The 18,375-nt window shown below is 55.7% G+C and carries 19 protein-coding genes and 1 pseudogene; 13 read left to right on the plus strand and 7 right to left on the minus strand.

Features of this window, described 5'->3' with window-relative positions:
- Positions 1 to 67: 67 nt before the first annotated feature.
- A complete protein-coding gene (locus tag NQ230_RS12635) occupies positions 68 to 1,225 on the minus strand; it encodes a hypothetical protein (RefSeq protein WP_213329504.1) in 1,158 nt (385 codons plus the stop codon).
- Between the two features lie 254 nt (positions 1,226 to 1,479).
- Here NQ230_RS12635 and NQ230_RS12640 point away from each other — a divergent pair, with 254 nt between their 5' ends.
- A complete protein-coding gene (locus tag NQ230_RS12640; protein WP_257257880.1) occupies positions 1,480 to 1,881 on the plus strand; it encodes a YybH family protein in 402 nt (133 codons plus the stop codon).
- 53 nt (positions 1,882 to 1,934) lie between these two features.
- Here NQ230_RS12640 and NQ230_RS12645 read toward each other — a convergent pair whose 3' ends face one another.
- Together NQ230_RS12645 and NQ230_RS22975 are read right to left on the minus strand one after the other, a co-directional pair.
- Positions 1,935 to 2,390: a hypothetical protein gene (locus NQ230_RS12645; RefSeq protein ID WP_257257881.1), complete on the minus strand. Its 456-nt coding sequence runs from the start codon at positions 2,388 to 2,390 to the stop codon at positions 1,935 to 1,937.
- 329 nt (positions 2,391 to 2,719) lie between these two features.
- Positions 2,720 to 2,806 (minus strand): annotated as a pseudogene (locus tag NQ230_RS22975) (LysR substrate-binding domain-containing protein); the annotation flags it as partial.
- A gap of 427 nt (positions 2,807 to 3,233) precedes the next feature.
- Between NQ230_RS22975 and cspE the strand changes: the two are divergent.
- Together cspE and NQ230_RS12655 are read left to right on the plus strand one after the other, a co-directional pair.
- Positions 3,234 to 3,446 (plus strand): transcription antiterminator/RNA stability regulator CspE, encoded by a 213-nt coding sequence (cspE, locus tag NQ230_RS12650; protein WP_010430585.1) that lies wholly within the window; start codon positions 3,234 to 3,236, stop codon positions 3,444 to 3,446.
- A gap of 206 nt (positions 3,447 to 3,652) precedes the next feature.
- Positions 3,653 to 3,811, plus strand: coding sequence for a YnfU family zinc-binding protein (locus tag NQ230_RS12655; protein WP_213329513.1), 159 nt, complete (start codon positions 3,653 to 3,655; stop codon positions 3,809 to 3,811).
- Positions 3,812 to 3,854: 43 nt separating this feature from the next.
- On the opposite strand, the gene NQ230_RS12660 is transcribed toward NQ230_RS12655, so the two are convergent.
- Positions 3,855 to 4,739, minus strand: coding sequence for a LysR family transcriptional regulator (locus NQ230_RS12660; protein ID WP_257257882.1), 885 nt, complete (start codon positions 4,737 to 4,739; stop codon positions 3,855 to 3,857).
- Positions 4,740 to 4,852: 113 nt separating this feature from the next.
- Between NQ230_RS12660 and NQ230_RS12665 the strand changes: the two genes are divergently transcribed.
- From NQ230_RS12665 to clcB, 9 genes are all read left to right on the plus strand, one after another.
- Positions 4,853 to 5,980, plus strand: coding sequence for an alpha/beta hydrolase (locus NQ230_RS12665; RefSeq protein ID WP_257257883.1), 1,128 nt, complete (start codon positions 4,853 to 4,855; stop codon positions 5,978 to 5,980).
- Positions 5,981 to 6,029: 49 nt separating this feature from the next.
- A complete protein-coding gene (locus NQ230_RS12670) occupies positions 6,030 to 7,226 on the plus strand; it encodes an MFS transporter (RefSeq protein ID WP_257257884.1) in 1,197 nt (398 codons plus the stop codon).
- A gap of 72 nt (positions 7,227 to 7,298) precedes the next feature.
- On the plus strand, positions 7,299 to 7,922 hold the full coding sequence (locus tag NQ230_RS12675) for a glutathione S-transferase family protein (RefSeq protein WP_257257885.1): 624 nt from the start codon (positions 7,299 to 7,301) through the stop codon (positions 7,920 to 7,922).
- Between the two features lie 154 nt (positions 7,923 to 8,076).
- A complete protein-coding gene (locus tag NQ230_RS12680; RefSeq protein WP_257257886.1) occupies positions 8,077 to 8,814 on the plus strand; it encodes a YoaK family protein in 738 nt (245 codons plus the stop codon).
- Between the two features lie 275 nt (positions 8,815 to 9,089).
- A complete protein-coding gene (osmY, locus tag NQ230_RS12685) occupies positions 9,090 to 9,800 on the plus strand; it encodes an osmoprotectant ABC transporter permease OsmY (protein ID WP_257257887.1) in 711 nt (236 codons plus the stop codon).
- An 18-nt stretch (positions 9,801 to 9,818) separates the two neighbouring features.
- The gene (gene osmX / locus NQ230_RS12690) at positions 9,819 to 10,718 is read left to right on the plus strand and encodes an osmoprotectant ABC transporter substrate-binding protein OsmX (protein WP_257257888.1); all 900 of its coding nucleotides are present in this window, start codon (positions 9,819 to 9,821) and stop codon (positions 10,716 to 10,718) included.
- Positions 10,719 to 10,726: 8 nt separating this feature from the next.
- Entirely contained in the window at positions 10,727 to 11,374 is a 648-nt protein-coding gene (gene osmW / locus NQ230_RS12695; RefSeq protein WP_023311514.1) for an osmoprotectant ABC transporter permease OsmW, read from the plus strand.
- Positions 11,374 to 12,522 (plus strand): osmoprotectant ABC transporter ATP-binding protein OsmV, encoded by a 1,149-nt coding sequence (gene osmV, locus NQ230_RS12700; protein WP_257257889.1) that lies wholly within the window; start codon positions 11,374 to 11,376, stop codon positions 12,520 to 12,522. Before osmW ends, osmV begins: the two co-directional genes overlap by 1 nt.
- A gap of 102 nt (positions 12,523 to 12,624) precedes the next feature.
- Positions 12,625 to 13,935 carry a voltage-gated ClC-type chloride channel ClcB gene (clcB, locus tag NQ230_RS12705; RefSeq protein ID WP_257257890.1) on the plus strand — a complete coding sequence of 437 codons (1,311 nt, stop codon included), beginning with the start codon at positions 12,625 to 12,627 and terminating at the stop codon, positions 13,933 to 13,935.
- Here clcB and bioD read toward each other — a convergent pair.
- From bioD to ynfL, 3 genes are all read right to left on the minus strand, one after another.
- Entirely contained in the window at positions 13,870 to 14,565 is a 696-nt protein-coding gene (gene bioD / locus NQ230_RS12710; protein WP_024909130.1) for a dethiobiotin synthase, read from the minus strand. The genes clcB and bioD overlap by 66 nt on opposite strands.
- Before the next feature lie 130 nt (positions 14,566 to 14,695).
- Positions 14,696 to 15,916, minus strand: a complete 1,221-nt coding sequence (mlc, locus tag NQ230_RS12715) for a sugar metabolism global transcriptional regulator Mlc (RefSeq protein ID WP_121423550.1) — start codon at positions 15,914 to 15,916, stop codon at positions 14,696 to 14,698.
- 118 nt (positions 15,917 to 16,034) lie between these two features.
- Positions 16,035 to 16,943 carry a multidrug efflux transcriptional activator YnfL/SxtR(Kp) gene (ynfL, locus tag NQ230_RS12720; protein WP_257257891.1) on the minus strand — a complete coding sequence of 303 codons (909 nt, stop codon included), beginning with the start codon at positions 16,941 to 16,943 and terminating at the stop codon, positions 16,035 to 16,037.
- Between the two features lie 121 nt (positions 16,944 to 17,064).
- Here ynfL and ynfM point away from each other — a divergent pair, with 121 nt between their 5' ends.
- The gene (ynfM, locus tag NQ230_RS12725; protein WP_257257892.1) at positions 17,065 to 18,318 is read left to right on the plus strand and encodes a multidrug efflux MFS transporter YnfM/SxtP(Kp); all 1,254 of its coding nucleotides are present in this window, start codon (positions 17,065 to 17,067) and stop codon (positions 18,316 to 18,318) included.
- Positions 18,319 to 18,375: the final 57 nt, after the last annotated feature.

Raw genomic sequence — 18,375 nt, forward strand, 5'->3', positions numbered from 1 at the left:
AGATTCGCGTCGAAAATAGGTTAAAAGTGAACCACTGTTCTCAAAGGCTTTTAACCGAAATGGCAAATTATTTTTTTAAGTAAAGACTCTCCCACCATTTATTCAGAATCGAATGAGTCATATGGAAAAATACATTGAGATTTATAGGGGCTTCCTTATGAGACCATGAGGCGCCCAAGGTTGATTTCAATGGAATAAAATTGGAGGTAGGTGGGCATACTGCTTGTTCAGCTAATCCAGAATAGTTGTCCGGTGGAGAACACATAGGTTGGGGGAAAGGTTTCCCAGCATGAAGCGCTAATGATCGTAATCCATATATGGATTTGAATATTTTGAGTAAATTTTTCTCCTCCCATTCTATTTTTCCACTCTCCGGTCTTATTGGTGGGGCATCAGGAAGGAAATTGACGCAAAAGTCACAAAATTTCTTGGTTGCTCCAAATGTTCCTTCAAATTGTTTAGCGATATCTTCAATCAGCCCGTCAACATTATGGCCCAATAATCTATCAAACAACTCTGGTTTGGAGGCTTTGAATCTTTCAACCTTATCGCCCTTGTTAGAGTCCCAGTTTCCAGCAGCCACTTCTAACGCTGAAACCATTAATAACCAAGCTAGATTTGGTGACGATTCACAAATCCAAAGGCTATCTTGGAAATTTCGCGCTGCCTTAATTAGTGAGTTAAAATCCTTTTCTGAAAGCTTGTAAATATCGTTTAATAATTTCAATTGTGAAATTTCAATATGTTTTTTTGCTGAAGGAACTACAAATGATCCTTTTGACATTAAAGGTGGTGGAGGGTTTTGCTCTGCTCTTGGGTGACCATATTCAGGTGTATAACTACTATATTCTCTGACAGTTGAGCCTGCGTGTGCTCTTACGCCTAATTTCAAGCTAACCAAAGCTGCAATCTCATCACTAAGCCAACCGCCATGAAAGTCATCAGTATGTGGCTTTTCATCCATAAAAGACAACCTTGCTGGGTCTAAAGCAGACAAGGCTCTCACCGTTAAGGTTGGTTTTACACCAACATCTTCTAAAGGGATCATATTTAGGAAGGAATAAACAAAATCCCCTTTAGCTTCATCTGTGAATCTACTATCGGAATAAATTATGAATTCAGATATTCCGAACACATCACTCGTAGATTGAAATAGCTTACAGTTTTTATAAGAGAGTAAACTAGCTCTCATAACTTCATCTTTTTGAGTCATAAACTCATCCATTTTAAGTTTCCCTTGTATAATTCAAATCTAATCAATTTCATTAAAAAAGTCACTACCCCCACCTTTGCATTCCCTCATAACTCACTTTCGATATGATGACCTGCTCCCCGTTGATCTAAACAGAATGCAGTTTGCAATGTCTGTTAATCGCTCTTAGCAGACGTAACGTTCCCCCCGCCATAAAACCTGGTAGCTATACAAACACAACAGACTGTTACGTTAATACGCGTTCCCCCCTTAACGAGGAATCGCGCATGACCCCACATCCGCTACGCCAGATCATCGAATCCTGCGACCACGCCATCACCACCAAAAACTATGACGCGCTGATGGATTACTACGCCGAAGACGCGGCTCTGGTGGTCAAGCCCGGCATGACGGTTAAAGGCAAAGAAAACATCCGCAGCGCGTTTATTGCCATCTCTGATTATTTTCAGAACCAGCTGAGCGTCGAACAAGGAGAGATGCAGGTGATCGAAGGTGGTGGTAATGCCCTCGTTATCATGGAAACCGTTCTGCATTTTCCTGATGGTCAGGGTGGGATAACGGAATTGTCGCGCCGCGCGACCTATGTTTTTCGGCAGGAAAGCGACGGTCACTGGCTTTGTACTATCGACAACTCCTACGGTACGTCGCTGCTGGATACGGGGAACTGAACTCGTTAATCACGGTTTCAAAGGGGCGCTGCCGCCCCTGCACACCAGCGCCCTTAGTGTGTAGTGATGCGCGGCTCCCTCACAAACTCAGCCAGCAGCCACACCATATCGTGCAGCAGGCCCGTCAGCTCTTTCGCGACGTGAGCGGGCAGCCTTCCACCCATAACCGCTTGCGTCAGCGCCAGAACATAGTCCACCTGGGTCAGGGTGTCCTGCCAGCAGTCCGGCACGCAGGAGTTCAGTTTCTCACCCATGATCAATTGCGCGATCAGGTCTGGCGGCAGATCGACATCGCAGAGTTCTCTCAGCTTACGCAGGGCGTGCAGCAGCCGCTCGCAGAGCGCAGTAAACATCTTCGCATCCTCGATTTCGACCAGCACGCTCACCAGCGCGGCGCAGTTGTCGGCGACGACAAACAGATCGGCATCAGCCGGAAGCGGGCGGGAGATCAGTTGCAGAATGACGTTTTCGTCAGACGGGAGATAAGTCAGGGTTGGGATAGTAGCCATTGTAAGGCATCCTCAGTGTGTAAATTGGGTGAACCACCCGATGAGTTCCTACGCTCGAGGGGGTAGCGCTGACAGAGGTAGGAATGCCGCCCACAGAGAAAACGGCCAGCCTTGCGGCTGCTCCGCCAGCGCCACCGCAATTTTAACGAGTTCGGCGCTGCCGCGACATATAAATATCGCTCTGTAGATGCGGGTTCCTACGCCCGATTGCGGATGTGCCGCAACGCAGGCACTTTACGACCCCGATCGGTTGAAGAAAAGACATAACCCTGAATTTCACACGGTTAATTTGCGGTTTGCGAGGCGCCTTCCAGAATGCCAACGCTGCCCTAAATTTTAAGCGTATAAATCACCGCTCTAAGCGCAGGCGACACGTTGCCGTGCGGATAATAAAGATACAACCCGTCCATGCGCAGTCTCGGCAGCACGAAAGCAGGCAAAACAACGACCCGCATGGCTACTCATTTAAGAACAATGCTCCTGAAACTGCCTGAGTCGTCATAGGGTGGAAGCTTGCAAAACTGTGCGGATATTGGGTTATTGCCAGACCGCGGCAGCTAATAGGGTATTCAGGATATTATCAGCCGTTCAGCCATCCGGGTGTTTAAATGGTTAAAATAAAATAACATTTACATTGCGGTAATAAATATTCTATGTCTTAATAGCGTCATCGGTTTGGAAAACAGACCTTATGAAAGCAGTTTTAGTAAAGCAGTCCTCAGTTCAGGTGTTATCCTTAGATATCCCTTCTTCATGAGCCTTCTCCTAAGTGCCAAATAAGTAACTCTCTCAATACAGGCCATCATCGCCGCACTATGTGGCTCATAAATTAAGGAATTATCGATGTCTAATAAAATGACTGGTTTAGTAAAATGGTTCAACGCAGATAAAGGTTTTGGCTTTATCACTCCTGACGACGGCAGCAAAGATGTATTCGTGCATTTCTCTGCAATCCAGGGCGATAACTTCAAAACTCTGGATGAAGGTCAGAAAGTGTCCTTCACCATTGAAAATGGCGCTAAAGGCCCTGCGGCCGGTAACGTCACTGCACTGTAATAGGTGCTCATTATCAGTGGCGCTTACGATAGCGATGAAGGCGTTGGCCTGAGCAGTTATGTGCTACTGATAATAAAATGAACCCGCCCCGAGCGGGTTTTTTATTTATACTTCCTGACGTCTTAATCTCTTCAAATATTGTTAAAAAATAAGTAATCATCATTTTAAACGTGTATTGTTTTGCCCCCTTATAGCAGGAACTCCCTATGTCAGTACGTAAAAAAACACAAACTCATCGTAATTATTTAGTGAAATGCACATGTCCAGGCTGTGCAAAAGATTCAGAACACAGCTTTAGCCGCGTTCAGAAAGGCTCTCAACTTGTCTGTCCGTCTTGCAATACCCTCTTTAAATCTTCCAAATGAATGAAGGCGTGTTCCTGCCATTCTCTTTATCCCTGAAATAAAGCTATATTTTAAGCGTATCAATCACCGCTCTAAGCGCGGGCGACACGTTACGGTGCGGATAATAGAGGTACAACCCGTCCATGCGCAGGCTATAGCGCTGCAACACCCGGATAAGCGTTCCGCGCTCCAGATCGTCAGCCACCAGCTCCACCGGGACATAGGCAAGCCCCAGCCCCAGCCGGGCGGCTTCGGCCTCCATGTAGCTGTCAGACAGCGCCCATTGCCCCTCTGGCCGATGGGTGATTATTTTCCCGTCCTGCACCAGCTCCCACTGATAGTCACTACCGTCGGCAAGCTGGTAGGCAATGCACGGATGCGCCACTAAATCCGCAGGCGTCTGGGGAAAACCGTAGCGTCTGAAGTGTTCCGGGGCAGCCACTGCGGCCATTTCCATATCAGGCGTGATGCGTACTGCAATCATTCCCTGCCCCACTTCCGGCCCCAGTCTGACACCCGCATCGAACCGCTCGGCGATAATGTCGACGAAGCGGCTTTCATTCATCAGTTCCAGCCTGATATCCGGGTAACGCTGTTTAAAAATGGCGAGCTTTGGCAGCAGACATTTGTCGATAGCGTGCTGGCTGGCATTAATGCGTACCGTGCCGGACGGCGTCTGACGATAGTGTGCCAGGGTCGCCAGGCCCGTATCGAGCGTATCGAACGCGGACTCGGCGGTCCGGTAAAGCTGTTCCCCCGCGTGGGTTAGCGACAGCTTGCGCGTGGTGCGGACCAGAAGCTGAACGCCCAACCGATCCTCTAGCTCGCGAACCGAGCGGCTGATCCCGGATTGCGCCAGCCCAAGCCTTTGCGCAGCCGCCGTGAAGCTCCCCTCCCGCACCACCTGCATAAACAGGTACAGCTCATTATAGTTTTCCCGCTTCGCCATCACGCCCCCGATTTATAACAATATGATATGAATCCTAGCAGCTTTCGGCCTCTAATCAGCACTATTTCTGCTAACTATAATGTCCGCAACACAACACCACAGGGTCCATTTTCATGAAAACATTCACCCAAAAACTGTCCGTTGCGATGCTGCTATGCGCATCATTAAATGGAGTGACAACAATGAGTTATGCAGAAACCACCAACCCAAACGCACCGATTTCGATGGTGGCCACATGGGATAAAACCTTCGCCGAAAGTGACAAAGTCGATCACCGCAAGGTGTCCTTCCAGAACCGGTACGGGATCACCCTGGTGGGCGATCTGTATCTTCCCAAAAGCCGCGGTGACCGCAAGCTGGCGGCGATTGCGGTCAGCGGGCCGTTTGGCGCAGTCAAAGAGCAGTCCAGCGGCCTGTATGCGCAGACCCTGGCGGAAAATGGGTTTGTGACCCTGGCGTTCGATCCGTCCTATACGGGCGAAAGCGGTGGCCACCCGCGCAACGTTGCGTCTCCGGATATCAACACCGAAGACTTTAGCGCGGCGGTGGATTTTCTGGGATTGCAGAAAGAGGTTGATCGTAACCGCATCGGTATTCTCGGCATCTGCGGCTGGGGCGGTATGGCGCTGAATGCGGCCTCCATGGACACCCGCGTGAAAGCGGTTGCCACCAGCGTGATGTACGACATGAGCCGGGCGATGGGCCACGGCGTGGGCGACGGGAAAGATCGCTATTCAACGTCTGACCGCCGTGCCGTTCTGCAGTATCTCAACGCACAGCGCTGGAAAGATGCTGAGAACGGTACCTTCGCGCACGGCGGCCATGACATTTATGTCGATGAGAACGGCAAGGTGACGGCGGCTGAACGTATTCTGCCAGAGAGGCTGCCAGCAGACCCGCATCCGGTACTGAAGGAGTTCTATGACTACTACCGCATGCCGCGCGGCTTCCACGCGCGTTCCGTCAACTCCACCGGCGCGTGGACCGCGACCACGCCATTATCCTTTATGAATATGCCGCTGCTGAGCTACGCCGGGGAAATTACTATCCCGACGCTTATCGTAACCGGTGAAAAGGCGCACTCCCGCTACTTTGCAGAAGATGCGTTTAAAGCGGTCGGCAGCAAGCAGAAGGAACTGGTGATTGTTCCAGGCGCAAACCATGTCGATCTCTACGACAACGTTGCCGGGAAGATCCCGTTCGGCCAGTTTGAACAGTTCTTCAGAACCAGCCTTAAATAAACCTCTCCGCCGCCCGTGTTTAGCGGGCGGCCCTTCGTGAAAGATGACTATGTCCACTCTGAACCCTACCACCTCACAGAATGAGGAACGCGCGCACTGGGGCGGTATTTTTGCCATGACCCTGTGCGTATTCGTCCTGATTGCCTCGGAATTTATGCCCGTCAGCCTGCTTACCCCCCTTGCCAGAGATTTGGGCGTTACGGAGGGGCTCGCTGGCCAGGGGATCGCAATTTCCGGCGCGCTGGCGGTTCTGACCAGCCTCTTCCTTTCCCGGCTTGCCGGGAATATGAACCGCAAACACCTTCTGCTGGGCATGACGCTCCTGATGGCGCTCTCGGGGATGATTATCGCTTTCGCCCCAAACTATCTGGTTTACATGACCGGCCGCGCGCTGATCGGTATCGCTATAGGCGGGTTCTGGTCCATGTCTGCCGCAACGGCCATTCGCCTCGTTCCGCAGCATCAGGTCTCGCGCGCGCTGGCGATATTCAACGGGGGAAACGCGCTGGCGACGGTAGTCGCCGCCCCGCTCGGGAGCTATCTCGGCGCCACCATTGGCTGGCGCGGCGCCTTCCTGTGCCTGGTTCCCGTGGCGACAGTGGCGTTCCTCTGGCAATGCTTTAGCCTGCCCGATATGAACGGCAATAAAAATACGGCGTCACGCGCATCCGTCTTTGGGTTATTCCGCCAGCCGGTGGTTTCCATTGGTCTGCTGGCCTGCGGCCTGTTCTTTATGGGACAGTTTGCGCTGTTTACCTATGTGCGTCCGTTTCTCGAAACCGTCACGCAGGTCACCCCCTCCGGCTTATCGCTGATTTTACTCACCATCGGCGTCGCGGGTTTTGTTGGCACACTGCTTGTTGCCATGGTTCTGAACGCCGCGTTTTACCTGACGTTAATCGCCATACCCCTGCTGATGGCCGTCATAGCAGGCGTGTTGATACTGACCGGTCACAGCGTGTGGATCGTTGCCCTGCTGTTAGGCTTCTGGGGGATGCTGGCGACGGCGGCGCCAACGGGATGGTGGACATGGATTGCGCGAACGCTGCCGCAAGAAGCCGAAGCCGGTGGCGGGTTAATGGTCGCCGTGATCCAGCTTTCTATTGCGCTGGGTTCAACGGCCGGTGGCCTGGTATTTGACCATCTCGGCTGGCAGAGCACGTTTGCATTGAGCGGCATGTTGCTGCTGTGTGCGGTTGTATTGACGCTTCTGCTTTCGCGTCGTCACAAATCACTCGCCGGATGATTTGTTGACGCTTTTCTTCACCGCTGGTGTATTGTTTTTAAACGATTCATCACTCTGAAGAGAAGCGGCGACATGATTAACATCCTAGGCAAAACCACCTCCATCAACGTGCGTAAAGTGCTCTGGACCTGCGAAGAAGCGGGCCTCGCATATCAACAGGAAGATTACGGCAGCGGTTTTGCCTCAACGGAAACGGATGCCTTCCGCGCCCTGAACCCCAACGCCATGGTGCCGGTGCTGATGGATGACGATTTCGTACTGTGGGAGTCCAACGCCATCTGTCGTTACCTGGCGCGCAAGGCCGGACGTCACGATCTGTTGCCCGCAGAACCGCAGGCCTGCGCCAACGTTGAGCGCTGGATGGACTGGCAGGCAACCGAATTCAATAACGCCTGGCGCTATGTCTTCCCGGCGCTGGGGCGTAAAAACCCGGACTTTAACGACCCTGAGCGCATTGCGGCGGGAATAAAAGAGTGGAACCACTGCATCACCATTCTGGAAAACCAGCTGCAGCGCACCGGCGCCTTTGCGGCAGGCGAGACGTTTACCCTTGCGGACGTGGTGCTTGGGCTGTCGGTGAATCGCTGGAAGATGACGCCGTTTGATAAGCCCGACGTGCCGGCAATTGAGGACTGGTTTGAACGTATTAACCAGCGCCCGGCGTTTTTGCGTCACGGCAATAACGGCATGATATAAAGTATTTACGCCCCATCTTGAGCAAGGATATTTTATTTAATTACTAAACCCTTAAACACGTCAGAGGAAATAATAATTAAGCCATATCCTGGACAGCCCGTTGCACCGCTTTGCTAGCCTGACTATTCAGGCAAAGCTCAACCCGGAGGTATTCTTGCTGATTAGACTCAAGAAAGAACGAACGCATAAGGAGGATCGCCGGCTTGCTCTCTGGCTGGCGACCTCGGCAGGTCTGCTGAATGCCATCGCCCTTGGTGCATTTGGTTTTTTCCCCTCACACATGACCGGCAACACCTCACAGTTATCCAGCGAAGTCTCTTCCACCGACCTGAGCGATATTATTTTCTTCGGCTCGATTATTCTCTCCTTTGTCGCAGGCGCTATTCTTGCCCGCATGATTGTAATATGGGGCATTATCCATAACGTCAGGCTGGTTTTTTGCCAGATCCTGTTTGTCGAGGGGATATTGCTGACCGGCGTCTCCTTCTACGAGATGTATTTTCATGCCCTCACCAGCAACCGCGAGATTATTCTTTTTCTGTGCGGCCTGATGGGCATTCATAATTCCACCTCCACGCAACTTTCCGGCGGACGGGTGAGATCGACGCACATTACCGGCACGCTGACGGACGCGGGAATATCCCTGGCCTCCGTACTGGTGGCAATGCTCCGCAGGGATTACTCCAAAGATACGGCGGCACAAAAAAGCCAGTTGAAAACCCACTTAACCACCCTTTTCTCGTTTATCACGGGCGGTATCGCAGGACTGCTGCTGTTCAGGTGGATCGGGTTTAACGCCATGCTGGCGCTCGGGTTGATGCTCGCCGTGGTCGCTATCGTTTCAATTATCACCGTCTCGACGCGGGTTCGACGCGTTCGCGCCTCTCTATAAGATAATGACCTGTATCGGGCGTAAGAGCTCTTTAGATGTGACGTTGTCACATCTAAAAATTCGCTTTAGGACTATTCTGCCTGCCCCTCAATCAGCCCTTACGCCATAAGGCTTAACACCAGGTTGTCACTGTTTTCATAGGGTTACTGATTTTACCCCTTCGCTGGAACCCTTCCCAAACGCTTGCTATAGGTGAAATACCCCTGCCGAAACATGGCATAACAACAGGCAACCGGTGGTTGCTATAACGCATGCGCACAGGGAGACACACCGCAATGCACCCATTACTCAAACGCTCGCTGCTGTTTGTCGGCGCCATTATCGTGGTCCTCGCCCTCCTCGTCTGGGGTATCGGGATGGAGACGATAAAGGCGCGCCAGATTGACCTGGTCTATCTCGGGCAACAGCACATGATTCTGGTTTTCTCATCGATGTTTTTTGCCCTGCTGGTGGGTATTCCAGCCGGTATTCTACTAAGCCGCCCGGCCGCGCGGGGTATCGCCGAATATGTGATGCAAATCTTCAACGTCGGCAACACGCTGCCGCCGCTGGCCGTTCTGGCGCTGGCGATGGTGGTGATTGGCATTGGCGATACGCCCGCCGTCATCGCCCTGTTCCTCGCCTCGCTGCTGCCGATCGTGCGTAACACCTACGCCGGGCTGTGCTCGGTCCCGCCGTCGCTGCTGGAAGCGGCAAACGGCATCGGGATGACCAAATGGCAGCGCCTGCGTCAGGTTGAGCTACCAGCCGCCTGGCCGGTCATGCTCTCGGGGATCCGCATCGCCACGGCTATTAACGTCGGTACCGCACCGCTGGCGTTCCTGATTGGCGCCAGCAGCTACGGCGAGCTGATTTTCCCCGGTATTTACCTGAACGATTTTCCGACCCTGATCCTCGGCGCGGCGGCCACCGCCCTGATCGCCCTGATCCTCGATACCCTGCTGGCGGCGCTGGGTCGCGCGATGAGTCCCCATCTCGCTCGATAATAATAACAAGGAGCTTTTATGAGACTGTTTTCCGGCCTGACGGCGCTGTGTGCCGCGGCGCTGTTCACCAGCCAGGCGATGGCGGCCCCGCTGATTCTGGCGACCAAGAGCTTTACCGAGCAGCACATTCTCTCGGCGATGACCGTGCAGTACCTGCAAAAGAAAGGTTTTCAGGTCCAGCCGCAAACCAACATTGCCACGGTGATCTCCCGCAACGCGATGATCAACAAGCAGATTGACATGACCTGGGAGTACACCGGCACGTCGCTGATCATCTTTAACCACATCAACAAGCGCATGTCGCCGCAGGAGTCTTACGAGACGGTGAAACGCCTGGACGCGAAGCACGGTCTGGTCTGGCTCAAACCCGCCGACATGAACAATACCTACGCTTTCGCCATGCAGCGCAAGCGCGCCGAGGCGGAACATATCAACACCATGTCGGAGATGGTGGCGAAGATTGAGCAGGTCCGTAAAACCAATCCGGACAAAAACTGGCTGCTGGGCTTGGACCTGGAGTTTGCGGGGCGCAGCGACGGCATGAAGCCGCTTCAGGCGGCCTACAAGATGGATCTGGACCGCCCGCAAATCCGTCAGATGGACCCCGGTCTGGTCTATAACGCGGTGCGCGACGGCTTCGTTGACGCCGGTCTGATTTACACCACCGACGGGCGCGTGAAAGGCTTCGACCTCAAGGTGCTGGAAGACGATAAAGACTTCTTCCCGAGCTACGCGGTGACGCCGGTGGTGCGTAAGGACACGCTGGAGGCCAACCCCGGTCTGGAAGAGGCGCTCAATACCCTCTCGGCCCAGCTCAACAACGACGTTATCACCGAGCTGAACAAGAAGGTGGATATCGACCATCAGTCACCGCAGCAGGTCGCCCGCGATTTCCTGCGTAGCAAACAGCTGCTGTAGGAGGCGCTATGGAGACGATTCACTACATTCTGGACAACTGGGATTACCTCTTAACCCTGACGCTACAGCACCTGTGGCTGGTGGCGCTGGCCGTAGGTTTAGCCATCATCATCGGCGTACCGCTGGGCATTCTGATTGTGCGCCACAGGTGGCTGGCAACGCCGGTGCTGGGGATAGCCACCATCGTGCTGACCATTCCGTCCATCGCCCTGTTTGGCCTGATGATCCCGCTCTTTTCGCTGATCGGTCAGGGTATCGGTGCCCTACCCGCGATCACGGCGGTGTTTCTCTACTCGCTGCTGCCGATTGTGCGTAACACCCATACGGCGCTCGACAGCCTGCCGCCGGGCCTGCGCGAAGCCGGCCGCGGCATCGGCATGACCTTCTGGCAGCGGCTGCGCTGGGTCGAGATCCCGATGGCGCTGCCGGTGATTTTCGGCGGGATCCGCACCGCCGTGGTAATGAATATCGGCGTGATGGCGATTGCCGCCGTGATCGGCGCGGGCGGTCTGGGCCTGCTGCTGCTCAACGGCATCGGCGGAAGCGATATTCGCATGTTGATTGCCGGCGCGCTGATGATTTGTCTTTTAGCGATTGTGCTCGACTGGCTGCTGCACCGTCTGCAGGTGGTTCTGACTCCAAAGGGGATTCGATAATGATAAAACTGGAAAACCTCACCAAACAATTTTCACAGAAGCACGGCCAGACCTTTAAGGCTGTCGATAACGTCAACCTGAACGTGCCCGAAGGGGAAATGTGCGTCCTGCTCGGCCCGTCCGGCTGCGGGAAGACCACCACCCTGAAGATGATTAACCGCCTCATTACCCCAAGCAGCGGGACGATCCTGATCAACGGTGAAGACACCAGCGGGATGGACACCGTCACCCTGCGCCGCAACATCGGCTACGTGATCCAGCAGATTGGCCTGTTTCCGAACATGACCATCGAAGAGAACATTACCGTTGTGCCGCGCATGCTGGGCTGGGATAAAGCGCGCTGCAAAACCCGCGCCGAAGAGCTGATGGATATGGTGGCGATGGATCCGCACAAGTTCCTCAACCGCTACCCGCGCGAGATGTCCGGCGGCCAGCAGCAGCGTATCGGCGTGATCCGCGCCCTGGCGGCGGATCCCCCGGTGCTGCTGATGGATGAACCCTTCGGCGCGGTGGACCCGATCAACCGCGAGGTGATCCAGAACCAGTTCCTGGAGATGCAGCGCAAGCTGAAAAAAACCGTCATGCTGGTGAGCCACGATATCGATGAAGCCCTGAAGCTCGGCGACCGTATTGCGGTGTTCCGTCAGGGGAAAATCGTGCAGTGCGCCAGCCCGGATGAACTGCTTGCGAAACCGGCGAATGAGTTTGTCGGCTCATTTGTCGGTCAGGACCGCACCCTGAAGCGCCTGCTGCTGGTATCGGCGGGCGACGTCACCGACCAGCAGCCGACCATTACGGTGCGGGGCTCTACTCCGCTTCCCGACGCCTTTGCGACCATGGATGATAACGATATTCGCGCGGTTACCGTGGTCGACGATCACGGCAAACCGCTGGGCTTTGTGAAGCGTCGCGAAGCGCGTAACGCCAGCGGCACCTGCGCCGACATTCTGCATCCGTTCCGCATGACCGGCAAAGCGGAAGATAACCTGCGCGTGGTGCTTTCACGTCTGTATGAGAGCAATACCAGCTGGATGCCGATCGTGGATGAGGACGGTCGCTACAACGGTGAGATTTCGCAGGACTATATCGCCGAGTACCTGAGTTCAGGGCGTACGCGCCGGGCGCTGAATATTCATAGCGACAGCTAACCCTCCTGGCCGGGCATCGCCCGGCTTTTTCGCACGCATACCTTTTGCTAACCCCTCGATTTCCCGCCACAATATTGTATCGTCCCCGTTTAATCGCGACTCATGCAACGTCTTCATACGTACCCCGACATCCGCGCGATGTTTCGCCGACTGCTGATTGCCACCGTCACCGGCGTGCTGGCCGCGCTGGCCGTGGCGGTATTCCGCCACGGAATGTACCTGCTGGAGTGGCTGCTTCTCAGCAACGACAGCGGCAGCCTGGTGAATGCCGCCGAGTCGCTCTCGCCCTGGCGGCGCGCGCTGACGCCAGCGCTGGGTGGGCTGGCCGCCGGGCTGCTGCTCTGGGGATGGCAGCGTCTGACGGCGCAGCGGCCTCATGCCCCCACCGATTACATGGAAGCGCTGGAGACCGGTGACGGCCAGTTTGACTACGGCGCCAGCCTTGTGAAATCCCTTGCGTCGCTGCTGGTCGTGGCCAGCGGAAGCGCCATCGGGCGTGAAGGGGCGATGATCCTGCTTGCCGCCCTCGCCGCCTCCCTTTTCGCCCGGCGCTTTACGCCCAAATCCGAATGGAAATTATGGATAGCCTGCGGTGCCGCCGCCGGGATGGCCAGCGCCTACCATGCTCCGTTAGCCGGAAGCCTGTTCATTGCTGAGATTCTGTTTGGCACGCTGATGCTGGCCTCGCTCGGCCCCGTGGTTATCGCGGCGGTGGTGGCGCTGCTCACCACGCAGCTTCTGGCACCGGGCGCCGGTACGCTCTACGCGGTCCATCTGAGCGGCATCCTCACCGCGGCCGATTATGCCCTGCTGGTCGCGATAGGGCTGGTGGCGGGTCTCTGCGGACCGCTGCTGATGTGGCTGATGGCGTTCAGCCACGGTCTTTTCCTGCGCCTCAAGCTTTCGCCGCCGTGGCAATTAGCGCTGGGCGGTGCGATCGTCGGGCTGCTGTCTCTCCTGACGCCGAAGGTGTGGGGGAATGGCTATAGCGTGGTTCAGGCTTTTCTGCTCGCGCCGCCGCTGCTGTCGGTGATTGCCGGGGTGTTTATCTGCAAACTGCTGGCGGTACTGGCGAGCAGCGGATCGGGCGCGCCGGGAGGGGTGTTTACGCCCACGCTGTTTGTCGGTATGGCAACGGGGATGCTGTTCGCACAGCTGTTCGCGCTGTGGCTACCGGGTTCTGAGACGGCGATTCTGCTGGGGCTGGCAGGGATGGCAACGCTACTTGCCGCGACCACGCATGCGCCCATTATGTCGGCGCTGATGGTCTGTGAAATGACCGGGCAGTATTTTTTACTGCCCGGCCTGCTGGTCGCCTGCGTGGTGGCGTCCGTATTGTCGCGGACGTTACGCCACGACTCGATCTACGGTCAACACGCCACCGAGGGCAGAGAGATCGATGTACTGCGCTAGCTCGCGCTGCTCGGCGCGCGGCAGATAAGGCAGCTCGCCCACCAGCGGTCCGGGCAGCTTGGTGCTCAGCACGTCGATGATCTCCGCGTAGTGCGCCAGGCCCGGGTTGATGCGGTTTGCCACCCAGCCAACCAGCGGCAGGCCGTCATTGGCGATCGCCTGCGCCGTCAGCAGCGCGTGGTTGATGCACCCTTCCTGGATACCCACCACCATCACCACCGGAAGCTGCTCCTGCACGACCCATTCAGACAGCGGGCGCAGGTCATTCATCAGGCTGCGCCAGCCGCCCGTCCCTTCAACCACCACGTGGTCAACCTTCTCGCTCAGGTTCGCCAGGCCGTCGGACAACAGGGGATAATTAATCAGGCCGCTGTGCGCTACGCTGCTCTCCTCTTCGCTTAACGCAATGGGATTGACCGCGTGATAAGGCAGTTCCAGTGACGAGACGCTTTGCAGCACCAGGGCGTCTTTATTACGCAATCCCTCTGGCGTCTCTTTACTGCCTTTTGCGACCGGTTTGTACCCTGCCACGCGTTTACCGCTTGCTGCCAGCGCCTGCAGCAATGCGCGGGATACGACGGTCTTGCCGACAGAGGTATCTGTACCAGTAACAAAGAAACGCTTAAGCATGACTCACTCCACCTCTTGGGTATGCTTCGAAAATATAAACCAGGTAAATAATTCAGTGGAGGAAGTCTACGGGATGCGTGCGCTACCCGGCTTGAGATAGCGCAATTTTTCTTACATCTGCGGAAAAGAGTTAACCCTGTAGCAGGCGGATCAACAGCGAGCCGTTATACATGGCATCTTTGACCAGCGCCGCGCCTGCCATCGTGCCCTGATTGGAAAACTGGGTGCTTTCTACCGCAATATTCCGGCTGTAGGCGGGAAGCGACTGCTGCTGAATACAGGCCGTAATCGCCGGGAAAAGGATCTCCGCCGCCTGGCTCAGCGGTGAGCCAATGAGGATTTTTTGCGGGTTGAAGAGGTTCACCATAATGGCCAGAATGCGGCCAACGTTATTCCCCACCCCGGTAATAATGTCCTTCGCCAGCAGATCGCCCTGGCGCGCGGCGGCGCAGAGGGAATCCACCGTTAGGGGTTGTCCGTGCAGCGAGGAGCTCATGGACTGGCTGAGCCTGACCTGCGCCAGCTCAAGCACGCTTTCCACGCTGGCAATGGTCTCCAGACAGCCGTGGTTCCCGCAGTAGCAGCGCTTGCCGTACGGGTCGACCTGGGTGTGGCCAATTTCCACCAGGCTGCTGCTTCCGGCGTGGAGAAGACGTCCGTCGGTGATCACGCCCGCCCCGACGTTATGGTCGATGACCACCTGAATCACATCCCGCGCGCCGCGCGACGCGCCAAACAGCGCCTCCGCCATCGTCCAGGCGCTGATGTCATGCTGAATATAGACCGGCACGCCGGTATGGTTTTTCAGCACCTCGCCCAGCGGCATCTCTTTGACGTCGTCGTAAAACGGCATGCGGTGAACAATACCGTTTTCGGTATCAATAATCCCCGGCATGGTGATGGCAATCGCCGTTAAGCGTTCGAGCCGCTGCTGATGGCGGATAAAGAAGTGATCGATGTGCGAGACAATCGCGTCGAGGAGCGGTTCCTCCGCGTTGAGCGGCAGTTCAAGGCGGTCTTCCACCACCAGCTTGCTGCTCAGGTCACGCAGCGCAAGGAAGATCTCCCCCCGGCTGATGCGCAGTGACAGGTAGTGCCATGCTTCCGTTTCAACCACCAGTCCGACTGCCGGACGGCCACGGCTGCCCGGCTCCTGAATTTCCGTCTCCTGAACCAGGTGCGCTTCCAGCATCTCGCGGACAATCTTGGTGATACTGGCAGGTGCCAGTTGTGCCAGGCGCGAAAGATCGATACGCGAAACCGGACCAAGCTGATCAATCAGGCGATACACCGCGCCAGCGTTGGTCTGCTTAATCTGATCGATATGCCCTGGCTGACTATCAGCAACCACCTCGTACTCCCTTATTTTCGAGCTTCGAAATAAACTGTTTGCTATGGTGAAGCACTTCCATGTCCGTCGTCAAATATTTACTTAGCCATGTGATTTACCGCACATTTTTACCCTGTTTTCACTGAAAATGCCGCCCGGCAGAGGCGCTAATTAGCTGCTGTTTGAAGCGCTGCGCGGCGTGGCTCTGCTCGCGGTGCTTTGACCAGACCAGCCACATTTCGGAAACGGCATCCTCTTCGGCAATGGTCACCCAGCGCATTTCGCGCAATTGTACCCGTTTAAAGGAGGCCGGAAGAATAGACACGCCCAGCCCGGCCGCCACCAGGCCTATTATAGTCATCGCTTCCCCTACCTCCTGAGTGATGACCGGGGCGAGATCGTAGCGGCGCATCAGTCCCAGGATATCGTCATACAGACCCGTCCCGACCTGCGGGTCAAAAAAGACAAACGGCTCTTTTGCCAGCTCTGCCAGCGAGACCGCCGGACGCGACGCCAGCGGGTGATCGTGTGGGATCATCGCCATCAGCGGCTCGCGCAGGATCACCTCCCACGCCAGCGTGTCCGGCAGCTGGGTGTTACGCATCAGCCCCAGATCCAGCGAACCTTCATTCAGCGGCGCAATCTGCTCGCGGGTGTTGATTTCGCGCGTCTGAATGTGAACATCCGGAAAGTGACGACGGAATGACGATAGCGTCTCCGAGACGGCGCTGATAAACGGCGCGGACGAGGTAAACCCGATTCGCAGCTCTCCGGCCTCCCCGAGATAGAGCCGTTCTGCGCGAGCGGCGGCGTCATCGACCATGCTCAGAATTTGTCGGCTGTCGATCAGGAACTGCTTCCCCGCCGCCGTCAGGCTCACGCTGCGGTTGGTGCGGGCCAGAAGGCGCGCCCCGACCTGCTGTTCCAGGATCTGAATCTGCTGGCTTAACGGTGGCTGAGAGATATTCAGCCGCGCCGCCGCGCGGCCAAAATGCAGCTCCTCGGCGACGGCGACAAAGTAGCGAAGATGACGCAGCTCGATATTCATATTTTTAAAGTATCATTTGAGATTATTAATATATTAGACAGAATATTTACATTTTCCTACCCTGAACATGTGGTCATACCCGTCACCAGAAATCACGGGGATGTTTAAGCAAGGAACATGTGTGAGTCGTACAACTACCATTGATATCACTCCGGCAAATGATATTGATGATTTACCTGCAGCATCGCAGCCGGTGCAGTTTATTAAACGTGGTACCCCTCAGTTTATGCGCGTCACGCTGGCGCTCTTTTCCGCCGGTCTGGCAACCTTCGCCCTGCTCTATTGCGTTCAGCCGATCCTGCCCGTTCTCTCTCATGAGTTTGGCGTATCGCCTGCCAGCAGCAGTATTTCACTCTCTATTTCTACTGGCATGCTGGCGATTGGCCTGCTCTTTACCGGGCCGCTGTCCGACGCCATTGGCCGTAAACAGGTGATGGTGACCGCGCTGATGCTGGCGTCGGTCTGCACGTTACTCTCGACCATGATGACCAGCTGGCACGGTATTCTGGTGATGCGCGCGCTGATTGGACTCTCGCTCAGCGGCGTGGCGGCGGTCGGGATGACCTATCTCAGCGAGGAGATCCACCCGAGCTTTGTGGCCTTCTCGATGGGGCTTTACATCAGCGGGAACTCGATTGGCGGAATGAGCGGACGCCTGCTGAGCGGGGTCTTTACGGACTTCTTTAGCTGGCGTATTGCGCTGGCGGTCATCGGGTGTTTTGCGCTGGCATCAGCCCTGATGTTCTGGAAAATTCTGCCGGAATCGCGCCATTTCCGCCCGACCTCGTTGCGCCCAAAAACGCTGTTTATCAACTTCCGCCTGCACTGGCGTGACAAAGGGCTGCCGCGCCTGTTCCTGGTCGGCTTTCTGCTGATGGGGTCCTTTGTCACGCTGTTTAACTATATTGGCTATCGCCTGATGCTTTCCCCGTGGCATCTCAGCCAGGCGGTGGTTGGCCTGCTTTCCGTGGCGTACCTCACCGGTACCTGGAGTTCGCCAAAAGCCGGAGCAATGACCGCACGCTATGGGCGCGGCCCGGTGATGTTGTTCTTCACGGCGGTGATGCTGGTCGGCCTGCTGCTGACGCTCTTTTCCTCCCTGTGGCTGATTTTTGCCGGAATGCTGCTCTTCTCCGCGGGGTTCTTCGCCGCTCACTCGGTCGCCAGCAGCTGGATTGGCCCGCGCGCGCGTCGCGCCAAAGGTCAGGCATCGTCGCTGTATCTGTTTAGCTATTACCTGGGTTCCAGCATCGCCGGGACCCTCGGCGGCGTGTTCTGGCATAACTACGGCTGGAACGGCGTGGGCGGGTTTATTGCGCTGATGCTCTGTGCCGCACTGCTGGTGGGAGCAAGTCTTCATAAACGTCTGAGATAATAAGTCTGCGGGCTGATTCCCGATCCCGATAAACGGCACCAGCGTACTGGTGCCGTT

The sequence above is a fragment of the Enterobacter asburiae genome, from assembly GCF_024599655.1.
In the GTDB taxonomy this organism is placed as follows: domain Bacteria; phylum Pseudomonadota; class Gammaproteobacteria; order Enterobacterales; family Enterobacteriaceae; genus Enterobacter; species Enterobacter asburiae_D.

What these genes read in the sequence shown, in the direction of transcription:
- osmV (WP_257257889.1), top strand. Translation starts at nt 11,374, where the DNA reads ATGATAAAACTGGAAAACCTCACCAAACAATTTTCACAGAAGCACGGC.
- clcB (WP_257257890.1), top strand. Translation starts at nt 12,625, where the DNA reads ATGCAACGTCTTCATACGTACCCCGACATCCGCGCGATGTTTCGCCGA.
- bioD (WP_024909130.1), bottom strand. Translation starts at nt 14,565, where the DNA reads ATGCTTAAGCGTTTCTTTGTTACTGGTACAGATACCTCTGTCGGCAAG.
- NQ230_RS12670 (WP_257257884.1), top strand. Translation starts at nt 6,030, where the DNA reads ATGTCCACTCTGAACCCTACCACCTCACAGAATGAGGAACGCGCGCAC.
- NQ230_RS12675 (WP_257257885.1), top strand. Translation starts at nt 7,299, where the DNA reads ATGATTAACATCCTAGGCAAAACCACCTCCATCAACGTGCGTAAAGTG.
- NQ230_RS12655 (WP_213329513.1), top strand. Translation starts at nt 3,653, where the DNA reads ATGTCAGTACGTAAAAAAACACAAACTCATCGTAATTATTTAGTGAAA.
- NQ230_RS12660 (WP_257257882.1), bottom strand. Translation starts at nt 4,739, where the DNA reads ATGGCGAAGCGGGAAAACTATAATGAGCTGTACCTGTTTATGCAGGTG.
- cspE (WP_010430585.1), top strand. Translation starts at nt 3,234, where the DNA reads ATGTCTAATAAAATGACTGGTTTAGTAAAATGGTTCAACGCAGATAAA.
- NQ230_RS12665 (WP_257257883.1), top strand. Translation starts at nt 4,853, where the DNA reads ATGAAAACATTCACCCAAAAACTGTCCGTTGCGATGCTGCTATGCGCA.
- osmX (WP_257257888.1), top strand. Translation starts at nt 9,819, where the DNA reads ATGAGACTGTTTTCCGGCCTGACGGCGCTGTGTGCCGCGGCGCTGTTC.
- NQ230_RS12645 (WP_257257881.1), bottom strand. Translation starts at nt 2,390, where the DNA reads ATGGCTACTATCCCAACCCTGACTTATCTCCCGTCTGACGAAAACGTC.
- NQ230_RS12640 (WP_257257880.1), top strand. Translation starts at nt 1,480, where the DNA reads ATGACCCCACATCCGCTACGCCAGATCATCGAATCCTGCGACCACGCC.
- NQ230_RS12635 (WP_213329504.1), bottom strand. Translation starts at nt 1,225, where the DNA reads ATGGATGAGTTTATGACTCAAAAAGATGAAGTTATGAGAGCTAGTTTA.
- osmY (WP_257257887.1), top strand. Translation starts at nt 9,090, where the DNA reads ATGCACCCATTACTCAAACGCTCGCTGCTGTTTGTCGGCGCCATTATC.
- osmW (WP_023311514.1), top strand. Translation starts at nt 10,727, where the DNA reads ATGGAGACGATTCACTACATTCTGGACAACTGGGATTACCTCTTAACC.
- ynfL (WP_257257891.1), bottom strand. Translation starts at nt 16,943, where the DNA reads ATGAATATCGAGCTGCGTCATCTTCGCTACTTTGTCGCCGTCGCCGAG.